This is a genomic window from Streptomyces sediminimaris (assembly GCF_047049295.1).
Taxonomy (GTDB): Bacteria; Actinomycetota; Actinomycetes; order Streptomycetales; family Streptomycetaceae; genus Streptomyces; species Streptomyces sediminimaris.
In genome coordinates, this window is sequence record NZ_JBJWOT010000001.1 from 3,358,826 (window position 1) to 3,376,980 (window position 18,155).

10 protein-coding genes are annotated in these 18,155 nt (G+C 73.3%); 6 read left to right on the forward strand and 4 right to left on the reverse strand.

Annotated features, from left to right (window positions below):
• Positions 1-86: 86 nt before the first annotated feature.
• The 4 genes from ACJ9NR_RS15555 to ACJ9NR_RS15570 form a co-directional block, all read right to left on the reverse strand.
• Complete coding sequence (locus ACJ9NR_RS15555) at positions 87-950, reverse strand: hypothetical protein (protein ID WP_412488159.1); 864 nt, start codon at positions 948-950, stop codon at positions 87-89.
• A 281-nt stretch (positions 951-1,231) separates the two neighbouring features.
• Positions 1,232-2,338, reverse strand: coding sequence for a peptide chain release factor 2 (gene prfB, locus ACJ9NR_RS15560; protein ID WP_412488160.1), 1,107 nt, complete (start codon positions 2,336-2,338; stop codon positions 1,232-1,234).
• Between the two features lie 122 nt (positions 2,339-2,460).
• Positions 2,461-3,702: a serine/threonine-protein kinase gene (locus ACJ9NR_RS15565; protein ID WP_412488161.1), complete on the reverse strand. Its 1,242-nt coding sequence runs from the start codon at positions 3,700-3,702 to the stop codon at positions 2,461-2,463.
• A gap of 113 nt (positions 3,703-3,815) precedes the next feature.
• Complete coding sequence (locus ACJ9NR_RS15570) at positions 3,816-5,489, reverse strand: serine/threonine-protein kinase (protein ID WP_412488162.1); 1,674 nt, start codon at positions 5,487-5,489, stop codon at positions 3,816-3,818.
• Positions 5,490-5,843: 354 nt separating this feature from the next.
• Here ACJ9NR_RS15570 and ACJ9NR_RS15575 point away from each other — a divergent pair, with 354 nt between their 5' ends.
• The 6 genes from ACJ9NR_RS15575 (at position 5,844) to ACJ9NR_RS15600 (ending at position 18,150) form a co-directional block, all read left to right on the forward strand.
• The gene (locus ACJ9NR_RS15575) at positions 5,844-9,368 is read left to right on the forward strand and encodes an FHA domain-containing protein (RefSeq protein WP_412488163.1); all 3,525 of its coding nucleotides are present in this window, start codon (positions 5,844-5,846) and stop codon (positions 9,366-9,368) included.
• Positions 9,369-9,762: 394 nt separating this feature from the next.
• Positions 9,763-11,148 carry an ABC transporter substrate-binding protein gene (locus tag ACJ9NR_RS15580; RefSeq protein ID WP_412488164.1) on the forward strand — a complete coding sequence of 462 codons (1,386 nt, stop codon included), beginning with the start codon at positions 9,763-9,765 and terminating at the stop codon, positions 11,146-11,148.
• 10 nt (positions 11,149-11,158) lie between these two features.
• Positions 11,159-12,508, forward strand: coding sequence for a carbohydrate ABC transporter permease (locus ACJ9NR_RS15585; RefSeq protein WP_412488165.1), 1,350 nt, complete (start codon positions 11,159-11,161; stop codon positions 12,506-12,508).
• Complete coding sequence (locus tag ACJ9NR_RS15590; RefSeq protein WP_412488166.1) at positions 12,505-13,386, forward strand: carbohydrate ABC transporter permease; 882 nt, start codon at positions 12,505-12,507, stop codon at positions 13,384-13,386. Before ACJ9NR_RS15585 ends, ACJ9NR_RS15590 begins: the two co-directional genes overlap by 4 nt.
• 156 nt (positions 13,387-13,542) lie before the next feature.
• On the forward strand, positions 13,543-15,795 hold the full coding sequence (locus ACJ9NR_RS15595; RefSeq protein WP_412488167.1) for a bifunctional glycosyltransferase/CDP-glycerol:glycerophosphate glycerophosphotransferase: 2,253 nt from the start codon (positions 13,543-13,545) through the stop codon (positions 15,793-15,795).
• Between the two features lie 153 nt (positions 15,796-15,948).
• On the forward strand, positions 15,949-18,150 hold the full coding sequence (locus ACJ9NR_RS15600; protein WP_412488168.1) for a bifunctional glycosyltransferase/CDP-glycerol:glycerophosphate glycerophosphotransferase: 2,202 nt from the start codon (positions 15,949-15,951) through the stop codon (positions 18,148-18,150).
• Positions 18,151-18,155 lie beyond the last annotated feature (5 nt).

Below are 18,155 nucleotides of genomic sequence, written 5' to 3' on the forward strand. Positions count from 1 at the left end.
CAGACACCCGAGGGGCCCGGAGCGACACCCGCTCCGGGCCCCTCGTCGTACGTCGTCGCACACGGCGCGTGTGCGGGCGGCTACCGTCAGGCGGCAGCGCCGCCGCGGCCGCCCACCACGCGCGGCAGCACGCGGAAGCCGATACCGCCGGCGATCATCGTCGCGGCGCCGATCAGCAGGAACGCGGTCTGGCCGGCACCGGTCTCGGCGAGCTGGGCACCGTTGTTGTTCTGACCCTGACCCTGGCCCTGCGCCGCGGTGGCGGAGCCGGTGTCGGTGAGGGCCGAGGAACCCTCGTCCTGAGCGGAGCTGTGGTTGCTGCCACCCTCGGGACCGGTACCGCCGGCGGTGGAGCCGGATCCGCCGCCAGAAGTGCCGTGGTCACCGCCGGTGGTGCTGCCACCCGTCGCGTTGCCGCCGGTCCCACCCGTGGTGTTGCCTTCGGTGCTGTTCCCGCCGTTGGTGTTGCCTTCGGTGCCGCTGCCACCGTTCGTGTTGCCTTCGGTGCCGCTGCCACCGTTGGTGTTGCCTTCGGTGCCGCTGCCACCGTTGCTGTTGCCTTCGGTGCCGCTGCCACCGTTGCTGTTGCCTTCGGTGCCGCTGCCACCGTTGCTGTTGCCTTCGGTGCCGCTGCCACCGTTGCTGTTGCCTTCGGTGCCGCTGCCACCGTTGCTGTTGCCTTCGGTGCCGCTGCCACCGTTGCTGTTGCCTTCGGTGCCGTTCCCGCCGCCCGGGTCACAGTCCGGAGAGGTGACGATGGTGCACGGGTCGCCGCCGTTGCCACCGTTGCCGCCGCTGCCGTCACCGGCACTGACGTCCACGCCGACACCTGCGACGTTCACGCCGATGTCCAGCGCGGAAGCGGCGCCGGCGGCGGTCAGCGAGGCGCCCGCGGCGATCACGGCGCCCGCGGCCACCCGCGCGACCCGGATCCGCGTCTTCTTGGTCATGTGGTTGCTACCCCCAGTAGCTGAATCGTCGGTTGGGCGGCGCTCGGGGCCGTGATCAACGGAGGTAGCTGCTCGCGCTGAGGTCCCCCGGTTCACATGCGCCCCAGAGATACGCATGCCACGCTTCACCCTTCCCACTTTTCAAAGAGGCGTCAAGGCCGTTGCGTACGCAATGTCCAGTTGCGCCCGGTTCCCGGGGGCTTGGAACCTGTGAGTGTGATGTAAAACCCAGACAAACGGCAACTGCCGCCCGACGGGCGGCAGTTGCCTTGTCGACAAACCTACTTCTCCTGTTGCTTGCGCCAGCGAATCCCGGCCTCGAGGAACCCGTCGATCTCGCCGTTGAACACGGCCTCGGGATTGCCGACCTCGAACTCCGTACGCAGGTCCTTGACCATCTGGTACGGGTGCAGGACGTACGAACGCATCTGGTTGCCCCAGGAGTTGCCGCCGTCGCCCTTGAGCGCGTCCATCTTCGCCTGCTCCTCCTGGCGGCGCCGCTCGAGCAGCTTGGCCTGGAGGACGTTCATCGCGGTGGCGCGGTTCTGGATCTGCGAGCGCTCGTTCTGGCAGGAGACGACGATGCCGGTGGGGAGGTGGGTGATCCGCACCGCCGAGTCGGTGGTGTTGACGCCCTGGCCGCCGGGGCCGGAGGACCGGTAGACATCCACGCGCAGCTCGGACTCGTCGATCTCGACGTGGTCGGACTGCTCGACGACGGGCAGCACCTCGACGCCCGCGAAGGACGTCTGGCGGCGCCCCTGGTTGTCGAAGGGCGAGATGCGCACCAGCCGGTGGGTGCCCTGCTCGACCGAGAGGGTGCCGTAGGCGTACGGCACCTGCACGGCGAAGGTGGTCGACTTGATGCCGGCCTCCTCCGCGTACGACGTCTCGTAGACCTCGGTCTTGTAGCCCTTCTGCTCCGCCCAGCGCAGGTACATCCGCTGCAGCTTCTCCGCGAAGTCGGCGGCGTCGACACCGCCCGCCTCGGCGCGGATGTTGACGAGCGCCTCACGGGCGTCGTACTCACCGCTCAGCAGGGTCCGGACCTCCATCTCGTCCAGCGCCTTGCGGACGGCGGAGAGCTCTGACTCGGCCTCCGCGCGGGTGTCCGGGTCGTCCTCCTCCTCGGCCATCTCGAAGAGCACGGCGAGATCGTCGATCCGCCCCCGCAGCGCCTCGGCCTTCCTGACCTCGGCCTGCAGGTGGCTCAGCTTGCTGGTGATCTTCTGCGCCTCGTCCGGGTTGTCCCACAGGGACGGCGCGGCCGCCTGCTCCTCGAGCACGGCGATGTCTGCCCTCAGCTTGTCGAGGTCCAGAACGGCCTCGATCGACTCCATGGTCGAGGAGAGGGACTTGAGCTCTTCGGATACATCGACGACTGCCACGCCCTCCAGCGTAACGGCTCCGCCAGGCGGGCAGCGCCGGGCCGCTGCGCCGGGCCTCGCCGCCGAACGCCGGACCGGCCGGTTCGGCGTGCCCGCCGGGCACCGGCCGCGAGGTCACGAGGTCACGGCACCGCCGGTGCCGAGCTGCTCCTTTGCTGGGGCGTCGCCCCCGCGTCGTCCCCCGAGGTCGCCAGCCAGGTGCCCACGCCGGCCGCCGCGGCCAGCAGCAGGGCCGCCGCGCCCAGGGTCAGACGGCGGCGCCGGGTGACGGCGCGGTGGCGGGCGGAGCCGGGCCGCGGGGTTCCGGTCGCGCGGGGGGCGCGGGCCGTACCGCGGGCGCCGCCGGCGAGTTCGTCGGGGCCCGGTACGCGCATCGAGGTGTGGGTGTCCCGGTTGGAGTCGGCCGGCTTCGAACCCGGCACCAGCGGCACGGCGCCCCGCCGCGCCCGTTCGCGTGCGGGCGCCGCGGGCTCCCCGGCCACCGTCTCCGGCTCCGCCCCCGGATCGGTGTCCGGCTCGTCCACGTCCAGCGGCGTCATCCCCTCGACCAGAGGCAGCAGCTCCCGCAGCCGCACCCCCAGTTCGGAGGCGCGCAGCCGCGAGGCCGGCGCCTTGGCCAGGCACTGCACGAGGAGCTGCCACAGCTCGTCCGGGATCCCGGGCAGCGGGACCACCGTCTCGGTGACGTGCCGCCGCAGCACGGCACCGGGGTGCCCGCCGCCGAAGGGCGTGAAGCCGGCGAGCAGCTCGTAGAGGACGGTCGCGAGGGCGTAGATGTCGACGGCCGCGCGCGGGGGCAGTCCCTCCACGATCTCCGGGGCCAGGTAGTCCGGCGTACCGATGATCTTCGTGGCACGGGTGCGGCGCGGGGAGTCGATCAGCTTGGCGACGCCGAAGTCGGTCAGCAGGGCCGGGTGCGAGCCGCCGGGGCCCAGCGGGCCCTGCATGTCCAGCAGCACGTTCTCGGGCTTCACGTCGCGGTGCACGACGCCCGCCGCGTGCGCGGCCGCGAGCCCGTCGGCGACGTCGGCGACGATCGCCACCGCCGCCGCGGGCGCGAGCCGCCGCTCGCGGTCGAGACGGGTGCGCAGGTCGGTGCCGCGGACGAGGTCCATGACCAGCGCGAGGTCGTTGCCGTCCACCACCAGGTCGCGGACGGAGACGACGTGCGGGTGGTCCAGGCCGAGCAGGGCCGTGCGCTCCTGCACGAAGCGGCCGACGAGTTCCTGGTCGGACGCGAGATCCTCGCGCAGCAGCTTGATGGCGACGGGTCCCTCGGGCCCCTCGCCCAGCCACACCGTGCCGGCGCTGCCCCGACCGAGGATCTGGTTCGCGGTGTACCGGCTGCCGATCTTCCGTGCCAAGACTGCTCCTACCGACGCGTGTTAATCGCTAAAACTACGCGTCCGGGGAGCCAACCTTCACCGCCGAGACCGAAATCACCCGCCAGGTGTCGACAAATCACCAAGCCCGGTGGTCAGTTGCCGCCGCCACTGCTGCCGCCGCCGACCACGTCGCCCAGTTTCCCGATCCAGCCCGTCACCGTGTCGAACATGTCGCTCAGCTGCTGCCAGTAGCTCTTGGTCGTCCCGATCCACTCCTGGAGCGGGCTGAGTTCCCAGACCAGCCAGCCGGCGACGAAGAGGATGACGATCGTGAACAGGCAGCCCTTAAGGCAGCCGAGGCCGGGGATCTTCATCGGGTTGGCACCGCGCTGCCGCGGTGGCCGCGGCTCGCGCGCGGGCTGCTGCGGAGGCGCGTACCGCTGGGGCTGCTGGTGCTGCGGAGGCGCGTACCGCTGCGGTTGTTGCTGCTGCTGGGCGTACCGCTGCGGCTGTTGTTGCTGCTGCGGATAGCCGTAACCCTGCTGGGGCCGCTGCTGCGGGCGGGCGACCTGCCGCTGGGGGCGGCGGCGCAGCGGGTCCTCGTTCGGGTCGAGGTACTGCTGCACCTGGGTCTGCTCGTTGCGGTCGCGGGCGGCACGCAGCTGGTTCTGCCAGGGGTGCGGCTGCTCGGGCCCCTGCCCCGGCTGTCCCGGCTGTCCCTGCGGCATCGGCGGCATGACGGCGGTCGGGTCGGCCGCCCCGGTGTTCGGCAGGACGGCGGTGGGGTCGGCGGCGCCCGCCGGGCCCGGCCCGCCGGTGTGGGGCAGGAAGGCGGTGGCGGCGTTCGGGTCGTAGGAGCCGGCGCCGTGCGGCAGCACCTGCGTGGGGTCGCCCGAGCCTGGGACGGCGGCCGGCGCCGGGTCCGGGGCCAGCAGCGCGGCGATGCCCTCCGCGGCGGCGATCTGCGCGGCGTTCGCGTGCACGCCGATGCCCTCGGCGACCACGCGCAGGCCGCGCGCGAGGTTCTCGGCGCTCGGCCTGTCGTCGGGGTTCTTGCTCAGGCAGCGCTCCATGACCGTCCACAGCGGGTCGGGGACCGTGGACGGGCGGCGCGGCTCGGCGCTCAGGTGCTGGTGCAGGACCTCCAGGGCGGAGCCGCCGGCGAACGGCGGACGGCCGGTGACCAGCTCGTAGAGCAGGATGCCGGCGCCGTAGATGTCGACGGCGGAGGTCTGCGGGCGGCCCTCGGCGCTCTCCGGCGCGACGTACGCGGGCGTGCCGACGAACTCCTGCGTGCGGGTCAGGCCCGGGGAGTCGGCGAGGCGGGCGATGCCGAAGTCGGTGAGCATCGGGTGCATCTGCCCGCCGCCCTGCTTCAGCAGCACGTTGGCCGGCTTCAGGTCGCGGTGCACGACACCGTCGGCGTGGCTGGCGGCGAGCGCGTCGGCGATCTGGGCGGTGAGCAGGGAGGCGGCCACCGGTGTGAACGGGCCGTTCTCGCGCAGGTAGCGGTGCAGGTCGGGGCCCTCGACGAGGTCCATGACGAGTGCCAGCAGATCGCCCTCGACCACCAGGTCGCGGACCCGGACGATGTTCGGGTGGGTCAGCCGCAGCAGGACGGAGCGCTCCCGCAGGAACCGCATCACGATGTCGGGGTCGCTCGCGAGCTCTTCCTTGAGGACCTTGATCGCGACGGTCTCGCCGGGCTGGCCGGGCACGGCGGCCTCGGCCCCCGCGGTCTCTCGCTGGCGGGCCCGCCAGACGGTGCCCGTGGCGCCGCGACCGAGCGGCTCCTCGAGCAGGTACTTGCTGCCTACCGGCCGCACGTCATGTGCTCCCTGCTGCTTGCTTACCGTTCCGACCCACTGTAGTGCCGCCCGCCGCGGCGACGACCTGTCGTCTTCCCCTGCGTCTTACGTACGCGTCCCGGGACATGTTCGAAGGAAAGACGCTCGACTCGGTCCACCGGTTGTCCGAAGTGGACGTGACCGATCTCAAGCGGTCCCGGCTACGTCACCTGTCAGGCACTTTTGCGGGCAGAGCCGACCAATCAAGATCACCTTTGCCCGAGCGGCGGGCGCGTTGTCAGTGGCAGGTGCGAGGATGCCTGCAGTACTGGCCGATGTGCTCGTGTGGGTGGGCCCTGGTCCGCGCCCGCGCAGAAGGGACCGCAGACGCCGATGCAGATCCGGCTGACCGTCGTAGACCCGCTGGGCCCGCCCGACCGGGCGCGGGGCCGCGCCGCGAGCTGCGACGTGCTGGTCACGGCGCCCGCCGGCACGGCCCTGTCCGTGGTGGCCTCGGGGCTGGCCTCGGCGGCCGCGGGTGACACCGGCGCCGCCCAGCCCGAGCGGACCCGCGACTCCGGCGGCCCGGTGGTGCTGTACGCGGGCGCGGAGCGCCTGGACGACCGGCGCTGCACCCTGGGAGAGCCGCCGCTGATCGACGGTGCCGTGCTCTCCCTGGGCGCACCGGCCGAGCCCGAGCCCCACCCCGAGCTGGACGACGCCCCCACCCAGCTGCATGTGATCGCGGGCCCGGACGCGGGCGGCGTCCACCTGCTGCACGGCGGCGAGATCCGCATCGGCCGCTCCGCCGACGCCGACGTCCCGCTCGACGACCCGGACGTCTCCCGCCTCCACTGCGCGGTCACCGTCGCCGCCGACGGCCAGGTCTCGGTCGCCGACCTCGGCTCCACCAACGGCTCCACCCTGGACGGCGTCCGCCTGAGCACCCGCCGGGTGCGCTTCGCCCCGGGCGCGCTGCTGCGCATCGGGGAGTCGGCGCTGCGGGTCGCCCCGGCCGGCGGCCCCGGGGCGCGGACCCCGACCGCCCCGGACGGCGAGGGCCACGTGCGCGTGGCGTCCGGGGAGGAGACCGCCGCCGAGGCTGCGCCGACGGCCCCCGCGGGCGGGGTCACGGCCGCGGCGGCGACGCCTCACGCGCGCGTGCCCGACGGGGGCGGCCCGGCGGCCACCCCCTCCCGCGGCCTGCCCACCGCCCGCGGACACGGGCCGGCCGGGCAGCCGCTGGTGCCCGGGCAGGGCGGGGCACCCCGGATCGAGAGCGGGGACACCCGCGCATCCGGGGGAAGCGGCGACACGCACCCGGGCCGGCCCGGCGCGGCGGTCGCATGGGACCCGGCACCCGCCACCGCGTCCCCCACGACACCCTCCACGTCGCCCTCCGTGGCACCCTCCACGTCGTCCTCCGCGGCTGCCCCCGCCGCTCCTTCCACCGCGGCCGACGGCGAACCGTCCGGCAGCCGCAAGGGCACGCCCCTGCGCGGCACCGACATACCCCAGGGCCTGCGCAGGCGCGGCGGGCTCTCGGCCTGGGCCCGGCGGCTGGCCGGCGGGCGCGGCGACCAGATGGCGCCCGGGGGCGAGGCGCACGACGGGGACGACGGCTTCGGTGCGGCGCCGCGTCCCGTGCCGCCCGGCGGCCCCCAGCTGCCGGAGACCTGGCCCGACCCGGCGGCCCTGCTGCTGACCGCGCTCGGCCCGGGCCCGCGGCTGTGGGAGCGCGGTCCGGGGCACCCGGAGGCGCTCACGGTGCGGCTCGGCACGGCGGACCGCGCGGCGCCCGGCGGCTCCGGCCTGCTGCCCGCCGTGCCGGTGACCGCGGATCTGCGTGAGGCCGGGGCCCTGGGCCTCGCGGGCCCCCGCGCCCGGCTGTCCGGGCTGGCCCGCGCGGTGCTGGCGCAGCTCGCCGCGCTGCACTCGCCCGAGACCCTGGAGATCGTCCTGATCAGCGCGGACCGTGCCCGCTCCCTGGAGGAGCGCACGGCCGAGTGGGGCTGGCTGGGCTGGCTCCCCCACCTGCGCCCCGGCCACGGCCAGGACTGCCGCCTCCTGCTCGCCTACGACCGGGAGCAGGCCACCGCCCGCACGGGCGAGCTGCTCAGGCGCCTGGAGGACCAGGAGGCGGAGGTGCGCAACGGCACACGGCAGCCGGCCCGCACGCCCGCCGGCCAGTCCCGCGCCGCCACCCGCAGGCCCTCCTGGGCGCGCGAGGACGACGGCGCGCGGGAGCCGGAGGGCTTCACCGGTCCGCACTGCGTGGTCGTCGTGGACGGCGACCCCGGAGGCGCCGCCGTCCGGGAGGCGGTGACGCGCCTGGCGCTGGAGGGCCCCCGGGCCGGGATCCACGTCGTCTGCCTGGCCGAGACGGCGTCCGCGTCGCCCGCGTCGCCGGTGACGGAGACGTACGAGACGGCGTGCGCGGTGGCGCCGGTCTTCCGGGACTGCGGCGCGGTCGCACTGCTCAGCGGCGACGTGGCGACGGCCCTGCGGCTGATGCGGGTGGCACGGACCGCCCCTGGCACTCCCGCCGGAAGGGCACCGGAGGCACCGCCCGGGCCCACCGGCGCCCCGGTGGACCCGGGCAGCGGGGCGCACGCCGCGCCCGTGGGCCCCGGCACCATGGCCGTCGTCGACGCCGTGTCCCTGGCCTGGGCCGAGCGGTTCGCACGGGCGCTGGCGCCGCTCAGGACGGACGGCTCCCGGGCCGAGCGGCCCGCGCGCGTCTCCGTACCGCTGCCCCAAGCGGCGCGGCTGCTGGACGAGTTGGGGCTCGCGAGGGCCACTCCGGCGTCGCTGATGGCGCGTTGGGCGGACGCGGCGGACGACGCCGGGGCGCTCGGCGGACGGGCCTGGGCCGTGCTCGGCGCCGGCTCGCGCGGCCCCGTCTGCGCGGACCTCGCCGCCGACGGCCCGCATCTGCTGATCGAGGGCCCGGCGGGCAGCGGACGTACGGAGCTGCTGCGGGCCGTGGTGGCCTCGCTGGCAGCGGCCGAGCGTCCCGACCGGCTGGGCATCGTCCTGGTGGACGGCCGGGACGGCGTGAGCGCCGGCGCCGCACCCTCCGGGGGAGGCACCCACGGCGACGGCCTGCGCGTCTGTACGGACGTGCCGCACGTGACCACCCACCTCACCGTCAACGACCCGGTCCGCATGCGGGAGTTCGCCCAGTCCCTCAGCGCCGAGCTGAAGCGGCGGGCCGAGCTGCTGGGCCGCGGTGACTTCGCGCAGTGGCACACGGGCCGGGAGCTCTCGGGCCGCATCGTCACCCAGCGCGCGACCGGCACCGCCGCGGCCGGCACGACCGCGGCGGGCGACCTGGACACCCCGCCCAGCTCGACGACGCGCCTGCGTCCGGGAGCGGCCCGCCGGCCGACGGAGGCGGCCCCGCCGCTGCCCCGGCTGGTGGTCGTCGTGGACGACCTGGACGCCCTGGTCCACCCCGCGCTCGGTTCACCCGGCCGGCCCGCGGCGGGGTCCGTCATGCGCGCGCTGGAGGCCGTGGCCCGCGAGGGGGAGCGCCTCGGTGTCCACCTGGTGGCCGCGACCGCCCCGGGCGGCCGTACGGCGGAGACCGAACCCGTGCGGCGAGCCACCCTGCGCGTGGCACTCGAGTCCCCGGCCGCCGGCCCGGACGAGCCGGCCCCGGGCCGCGGGCGGCTCACCTGGCCCGACGGCCGCTCGGCGCCCTTCCAGGGCGGGCGCGTCACGGGCCGCATCCCCCGCACGGCCACCCTCCGCCCGACCGTCGTCCCCCTCGACTGGCAGCGCATGGGCGATCCCCCGGCCCGCCGCCCGGTGCGAGAACTGGGCAACGGCCCCACCGACCTGGCGCTCCTGGCGAGTGCCCTGCAGCGAGCGGCCCGGGAGGTGTCGGCCTCGGAGGTCCCGTCACTCCTCTGACCGCTTGCCCGCGTCGGCCGCTCCCTTCTGCGACCGTTCCCCTCCTCAGCCGTTCCCGTTCCCGTCCCCGTCCGCTTCCTTCCGCTCGCCTCCCCGGCCGCTCCCCTCCTCAGCCGTTCCCCTCCCCGGCCGCTCGCCTCCCCGGCCGCTCCCCTCCTCAGCCGCTCCCCTCCCCGGCCGCTCCCCCTCCGCAGCCGCTCGCCTCCCCGGCCGCTCCCCCTCCGCAGCCGCTCCTCTCTCCGACGGTCACGCCCACACCGGACACCCGGTCACGACGCGGTCACGAAAGCCCGGTTGACACACGACGCGCACTTGCCGACCCCATCCGACGGGCGTAGACCAGATCCACGGGACAGCGCTCGACGTTCGACGAAGATCGAAGAACGGGGCAGTGATGCGCAGCACGAGCAGCAGGAACGGGACACTCAAGGCCGCCAAACCCGCCGCGGCGCTCCTCGCGGCAGCCCTCGCGCTGGCGCTGACGGGATGCGGCGGCAGCGACAACAACAAGAGCGGCGGCGGCTCCAAGGCGAGCGGAAGCGGAAGCGGGGGCAGCGTGTCGCTGCCCAAGCTCGACGGCCAGACCCTGGAGGTCGCCGCCGTGTGGACCGGCGCCGAGCAGAAGAACTTCATGAAGGTCATGGCCGAGTTCACGAAGCGGACCGGCGCCAAGATCAACTTCGTGCCCACGGGCAACAACACCTCCACCTTCCTCGGTACCAAGATCCAGGGCGGCAAGCCGCCGGACGTCGCGTTCCTGCCCCAGGTGGGTGTGCTGCACCAGTTCGCGGACAAGGGCTGGCTCAAGCCCCTCGGCCCGGACGCCACGGCCCAGTTGCAGAAGAACTTCTCCAAGGGCTGGGTCGACCTCGGCGCCTGGAAGGGCAAGCAGTACGGCGTCTACGCCAAGGCCGCCAACAAGTCCCTGGTCTGGTACAACACCAAGGCCTTCGACGCGGCCGGCATCAGCGCGACGCCGAAGACGTGGAAGGACTTCCTCACCACCGCGCAGACGCTGTCGGACGCCGGCACCCCCGCCGTCTCGATCGGCGGCGCGGACGGCTGGACGCTCACCGACTGGTTCGAGAACGTCTACCTCTCGCAGGCCGGACCGCAGAAGTACGACCAGCTGGCCGCGCACAAGATCAAGTGGACGGACCCCTCAGTCAAGCAGGCGCTCACCACGCTCGCCCAGCTGTGGGGCAAGAACGACCTGATCGCCGGCGGCACCAAGGGCGCGCTGAACACGGAGTTCCCGAAGTCGGTCACCCAGACCTTCTCGGGCAGCACCCCGGCCGGAATGGTCTTCGAGGGCGACTTCGTCACGGCGAACATCAACGCCGACACCAAGGCCAAGCTCGGCACGGACGCCAAGGTCTTCCCGTTCCCGGCGGTCGGCAGCACCTCCCCCGTGGTCAGCGGCGGCGACGTGGCCGTGGCGCTGAAGGACGGCAAGGGGCCGCAGGCCCTGCTGACCTTCCTGGCCTCGACGGACGCGGCCCAGATCTGGGCGGCGCAGGGCGGCATCCTCTCCCCGAACAAGGAGATGGACATGTCGTCGTACAAGGACGCGATCACCAAGCAGATCGCGCAGCAACTGCTCGCGGCCGGTGACAACTTCCGGTTCGACATGTCCGACCAGGCACCGGCCGCCTTCGGTGGTACGGCCGGCGTCGGCGAGTGGAAGGACCTGCAGGACTTCCTGCGCAACCCGAAGGACGTCGCCGGTACCCAGCAGAAGCTGGAGGCCGACGCGGCCAAGGCCTACGCGACGGGCTGACGACGCGGCCATGACGTCGGTAGCGAAGACGACCGGGGGCGCCGGCGCACTGCCGACGCCCTCCGTCTCACCGCGCAAGAGCATCACGGGGACACGGCTGTGGGTGGCGGTGCTGTTCCTGCTGCCCGCCTTCGTGCTCCTCGGGGCGCTCGTGGTCTACCCGATCGGGTACTCGGTCTGGCGCAGCCTCTACGACGCCGACGGCTCCGGTTTCGTGGGGCTGAAGAACTACGGCGACATCTTCACCAACGACGCCACCCTGACCGCCGTGCGCAACACCGCGATCTGGGTGGCGGTGGCGCCGGCCGTCGTCACCGCGCTCGGCCTGATCTTCGCCGTGCTGACCGAACGGGTGCGCTGGGGAACGGCGTTCAAGCTCATCGTCTTCATGCCGATGGCGATCTCGATGCTCGCCGCGGGCATCATCTTCCGCCTGGTCTACGAGCAGGACCCCAACCTCGGCGCCGCCAACGCGGTCGCCAAGTCCATCCACGACACGTTCGTGTCGTCCTCGGTGTATCCGGGCGCCCGGCCGAACGCCACGGCGACCGACCTCAAGCCCTCCGGCGGGGGGTCGTTCACCACGACCGGCACCGTGCACGCGGGCACCCCGGCCCTGCTGCCGCTGGTCGGCATCGCGCCCAACAGGCTGCCCGGCAGTCCCGAGAACGCGAAGGCGGCGAGCGGTGCGGGAGTGACCGGCACCGTCTGGCTGGACTTCAAGCTGGGCGGCGGCGGCACGAAGGGCCGGATCGACCCGGGTGAGAAGGCGCTGAAGGGCGTGAAGGTGGAGGCGGTGAAGGGCGGCAGGGTCGTCGCCTCCGCCAAGACCGGCGCCGACGGCACCTTCAGCCTTCCCGACAAGGCCGACGGGGCCAGGCTCAGGCTCCCCGCCTCGAACTTCTCCGCCCCGTACGGCGGCATCGACTGGCTCGGCCCGACCCTGGTCACCCCGGCCATCATCGGCAGTTACGTGTGGATGTGGGCGGGCTTCGCGATGGTGCTGATCGCGGCGGGCCTCGCGGGGGTGGACCGCAACCTCCTCGAGGCGGCGCGGGTCGACGGGGCCAACGAGTGGCAGGTCTTCCGCAGGATCACCGTGCCGATGCTGGCACCGGTCCTGGCGGTCGTCCTCATCACCCTGATGATCAACGTGATGAAGATCTTCGACCTGGTCTACATCATCGCCCCGCAGCCCAGTCAGCCCGACGCCAACGTGCTCGCCCTGCAGCTGTTCCTGTCGTCCTTCGGCGGCGGCGGCAACGAGGGCGTCGGCAGCGCGATCGGCGTCATCCTGCTGCTGCTCGTACTGCCGGTGATGTTCGTGAACATCCGCCGGCTGAGGAAGGAGCGCCGGTGACCGCCCTCGACACGTCCGTGCACGGCAAGCGTTCCCTCGCCTCCCGGGTGGCGAGCGGTGCGGGGGGCGGGGTGCTGCGGGTCTTCCTGATCCTCGTGGCCCTGTTCTGGCTGGTGCCCACCTTCGGCCTGCTGGTCTCCTCCTTCCGTGATCCGACCGACATCGCCACCTCGGGCTGGTGGAAGGTGTTCACCGCGCCGAGCCAGCTGACCGCGAAGAGCTACAAGTCGCTCCTGGAGAACGACGCGATCACCCACGCGCTGTGGAACACGGTCTGGATCACGGTCCCGGCCACGGTGCTCGTGGTGCTCATCGGCGCGATGGCCGGATACGCCTTCGCCTGGATGGACTTCCGTGGCCGCGACTGGTGGTTCCTGATCGTGGTCGCGCTGCTCGTCGTCCCCGTCCAGGTGGCGCTGATCCCGCTGGCCGATCTCTTCGGCAAGATCGGGATCTTCGGCGACATCATCGGCGTGGTCCTCTTCCACGTCGGTTTCGGACTGCCGTTCGCCATCTTCCTGTTGCGCAACTTCTTCGCCGAGATCCCGCGCGAACTGCTGGAGGCGGCACGGCTGGACGGCGCCGGCGAGACCCGGCTGTTCCTCACCGTCGTCCTGCCGCTGGGCGCGCCGGCGATCGCCTCCCTCGGCATCTTCCAGTTCCTGTGGGTGTGGAACGACATGCTGGTGGCGCTGGTCTTCTCCAGCTCCCAGTCGCAGCCGCTGACGGTCGCACTCCAGCAGCAGGTACGGCAGTTCGGCAACAACATCGACGTGCTGGCACCCGGCGCGTTCATCTCGATGGTGATCCCGCTGATCGTGTTCTTCGCGTTCCAGCGGCAGTTCGTGTCCGGCGTGATGGCGGGCGCGGTGAAGTAGGCCTGACGACAACGGTACGCAAGGGTCGGGACGTCACGGTCCCGGCCCTTTCCGTTCACCGGGGATCCCCCGTATGCCGTAGGGAACGTAACCAAGTCACTCCATCGGCCGTTCCCGGGCAAGGCCCAGTCGTCCGCGCCGACCCATGGATGTGCCTTGCCCAGGTTCAGTGTCATCGTCCCCGCGTACAGGGTTCAGGCGTATCTCCACGCCTGCCTGGACTCGGTGCTCTCGCAGTCCTGCCCCGATCTGGAGCTCATCGCCGTCGACGACTGCTCGCCGGACAGAAGCGGCGCGATCATCGACGAGTTCGCCGCCCGCGATCCACGGGTACGGCCCCTGCACCTGCCGGAGAACCGGGGCCTGGGCGGCGCCCGCAACGCCGGTATGGAGCAGGCGAGCGGCGACTACCTGATCTTCCTGGACGGCGACGACACCCTCACCCCGCACGCGCTGCGCTCGATCGCCGACCGGCTGAAGGAGACCGGCGATCCGGACGTCCTGGTCTACGACTACGCACGCTCGTACTGGTCGGGCGAGACCGTGCGCAACGTCGTCTCCGCGCAGCTCACCGAGCAGGGCCCGGCCCCCTTCCGCCTGGAGGACCGTCCGGGCCTGCTGCGTCTGCTGATGGTGGCCTGGAACAAGGCCTGCCGGCGGGAGTTCGTCGAGCGCGAGGGCCTGGCCTTCCCGCCGGGCTACTACGAGGACACCCCGTGGACCTTCCCGGTCCTGATGACGGCGGAGTCCATCGCGACCCTGGACCGGGTCTGCGTCCACTACCGCCAGCGCCGCCGGGGCAGCATCCTCTCCACCAGCAGCCGCAAGCACTTCGACATCTTCCAGCAGTACGACCGTCTCTTCGCCTTCCTCGACCGGCGCCCCGAACTGGCCCGCTGGCGGCCGGTGCTGTTCCGGCGCATGGTCGACCACTTCGCCAGGCTCTTCTCCCACCGCGAGCGTCTGCCGCGCGGCGTGCGCGCCGAGTTCCTGCGCAGGGCCCGTGCCCACTACCGCCGATACCGCGTCCCCGGCGTCCGGGGTCCGCTGCCCGTCCGCCTGCGGCACACCCTGATCCGCTGGGGCCTGCACCGCACGTACCGCTTCCTGCAGCACGCGGCGGCCGTGCGCCGCAGGACGGCCAAGCTCGGCGCCGGGCTCCTGCGCACCGCGCGGACGTCGGCCCTCCGCCTGCACTACCGCCTCCAGCTCCGCCTCCCCCTGCGCACCGACCGCGCCGTGTTCAGCGCGGACGGCGGCGGCGGCCACGGCTGCGACCCGGGCGCCCTGGAGGTGGCGTTCCGCACGCACGCGCCGCACATCCGCACGGCGTGGATCGCCCGCCCCGAGTACCGGCACACGGTCCCGCCGGCGACCGGGTGGGTGAGCCCGGGCACGGCCGCCTACTGGACGGCCCTGGCCCGCTCCAAGTACCTCGTCTGCGACACCGACTTCGAGCGGCGGCTGGTCAAGCGCCGCGGCCAGGTCCTCGTCCGGACCCAGGCCGGCACCCCCCTCGGGCACCTGGGCCTGGACCTCCAGGAGCGCCCCGCGGCCGCCGACGGCACGGACTTCGCCGAGCTCCTCGACGGCGTCGACAGGTGGGACTACGTCCTGTCCGCCAACCCGCACTCCACCCTGGTCTGGGAGCGCGTCTTCCCGGGCGGCTACACCACCCTGGAACACGGCCGTCCCCGCAACGACGTGTTCCAGAGGGCGACTTCGGCGGACGTGGCCCGGCTGCGCGCCCGCCTGGGCGTCCCCGAGGACACCGTCGCCGTGCTGTACGCGCCCGCCCGCCGCGACCACCGCCGCACCCAGCGCTCCGCCCTCGACCTGGACCGCCTGCTGCGCCGCCTGGGCCCCCGCTATGTCGTCCTGGCGCGCACGCACGACCCCGTGGGCCAGGACGCGCGGATCATCGACGTCACCGGACATCCCGGCGTCGAGGACCTCTGCCTCGCCTCGGACGCCCTGCTCACCGACTACGCGCCGATCATGTTCGACTACGCCGGCCTGGACCGCCCGATCGTGATCCACGCCCCCGACGACGACTGGGCGGCGTACCAGGCCGTCCGGGGCACCTACTTCGACCTGCGCGCCTTCCCGCCGGGCGCGGTGGCCCGCAGTGAGGACGAGCTGATCGACATCTTCGCCACCGGTCACTGGCGCGGTTCCCGCTCCACCCAGCTGCGCACCGCCTTCCGCGAGCGCTTCTGCCCCTACGACGACGGGCGGGCCGCCGAGCGGGTCGTACGCCGTGTCGTCCTCGGCGAGAGGGACCTCCCGCCGGTGGTCCCGCCGGCCGAGCGCCGTCCCGTGCCGTCCGCGGCCGCGGCCCGCACGCGTGCCCCGCAGGCCACGGTGCCGCAACCCGCCGGTCCGGCGACCGTCACCGACGGCCACTGAACGCCGTTCTCACTCCGGGGAGTTCGCATGCCTTCCAGTCCGTCGCGGCCCACGCCGAGCAGACCGTCCACCCGGCGTCCCGCGGGGCGTCCGGGACGCCTCGGCTGAGCCGCGACCGCCGAAGTCCTCAAGCACCTCGACAGAAAGAGCAGAATGCCCCGCTTCAGCATCATCGTCCCGGCGCACGGGGTGACAGGCCGGCTGTCCCAGGCGCTGGACTCCGTTCTGGCGCAGTCCTTCGGCAACCTGGAGCTGATCCCGGTCTGCGACGCGCCCGGCGCGCCCGCGGCGGACGTCGCCGCCGAGTACGCCGGGCGGGACACCCGGGTGGCCCCCGCGTCCGCGCCCCCGTCGGGCGGCCTGGCGGCGGCGCGCAACGCCGGGATGCGGAGGGCGACCGGCGCGTACCTGCTGTTCCTCGACTGCGACGACGTGCTCGTCCCGGGCGCGCTGGCGGCGCTGGACGCCCGCCTCGCCGAGACGGGCGACGTGGACGTCCTGTACCTGGAGCACCTGCGCGTCCCCTGGTGGGAGGGCGAGCCGACCAACCCGGCCGCCCCGCTCCTGCCGAAGCAGCCGGCGGGCGCCTTCTCCCCCGACCAGGTGCCGGCGCTGACCGGCGTGCAGCTCCCGGCGTGGAGCGCGGCCTACCGCAGGGCGTTCCTTGCCGAGCAGCAACTGGACTTCCCCGACGGCCACTTCACCGACGTCGGCTTCGGCGGGCTGGTCATGCTGAAGGCCGAGAAGGCCGCCGTCCTGCACGAGCCGGTCGTACGGCATCTGGTGCGCAGGCAGGGCAGCCGGCTCGGCCTGCCCGGTGAGCACCACCTCGAACTCCTCGCCCAGACCGACCTGGTGCTCACCCGCGCCGCCGAACTCGGCCTGTCCCCGGAGCGGACGGGCCCGCTCTTCGAGCAGCTCTTCGCGACCGTGCTGAAGACCGCCGCGCACCCCCGGCGGCTGCCTTCCCGGCGCCGTTCCTTCTTCCGGCTGGCGAGCCGGCTCTACCGCCGGCACCGTCCCGCCGGGTACCGCACGCCGGGCGGCAGCCTCGGCGTGCAGCACCGGCTGCTGGCGGCCGGCGCGTACACCGCCTTCCGGGCCCTGCGCGGCGCCAACCAGTCGGCGGTCAGGGTGGCCGAGCGCCTGCCGCGCCCGCGCATGGTGCGCACCCGGCTGCGGTACACGCGCTCCCTGCGCCGCCCGCTGGATCCCCACCTCGCGGTGTACTGCGCCTACTGGGGCCGCGGCTACGCCTGCAACCCGGCCGCGATCCACGCCAGGGCCCGCGAACTCGCCCCGCACCTGCGCTCGGTGTTCCTGGTCGAGGCGGACCAGGCGCACACCGTGCCGGAGGACGTCGAGTACGCGGTCATCGGCAGCGCCGAGTACTGGGACGTGCTGGCCCGCGCCACGTACCTGGTCAACAACGCCAACTTCGCCGACGCGGTCGTCAAGCGCGAGGGCAGCGTGCACCTGTCGACGCAGCACGGCACCCCGCTGAAGAAGATGGGCGTCGACCAGGCGACGTACCCCGTGGTGGCGGCCGCGACCGGCAGCTTCGGCAGGCTGCTGGCCCGCGTCGACCGCTGGGACTACAACCTCTCCTCCAACCGGCACTCCACCCGGATGTGGGAGCGGGCCTTCCCGGCCGTGCACGAGACCCTGGAGTACGGCTATCCGCGCAACGACGTCTACTACACGGCGACCGCGGACGACGTGACCCGGATCAGGCGGGAACTGGGCGTCCCCGAGGGCAAGACGGCCCTGCTGTACGCGCCCACCCACCGCGACCACCACACCGGCTTCGAGCCGGGCCTTGACCTCGAGGCGCTGTGCGAGGAGATCGGCGAGGACTTCGTCGTCCTGCTGCGAGCCCACTACTTCTACGACCGGGGCGCCGCGGGGAGCACCGGCCGGGTCATCGACGTCACCGCGCACCGCTCGTCCGAGGACGTGTGCCTGGCCGCCGACGCGCTGATCACCGACTACTCGTCGATCATGTTCGACTACGCCAACCTGGACCGGCCGGTCGTCGTCTACGCGGACGACTGGGAGGTCTACCGGGAGCTGCGGGGCGTCTACTTCGACCTGATGGAGCACCCGCCGGGCCCCGTGGCGCGCACCCCGGGGGAGCTGGCCCGGCTCTTCCGCGACGGCTCCTGGGCGGGCCCGGAGTCGGCCGCCGCCCGGGCCGCCTTCCGTGAGCGCTTCTGCGAGTTCGACGACGGTCACGCCGCCGAGCGCGTCGTGCGCCGGGTGCTGCTGGGCGAGCCGCCCGAGTCGATCCCGCCCGTGGTCCCGCTCGCGGAGCGCGTCCCGGCCCCCGCCGCCTCCACCCTCGTAAGGAGCTGAGCTCA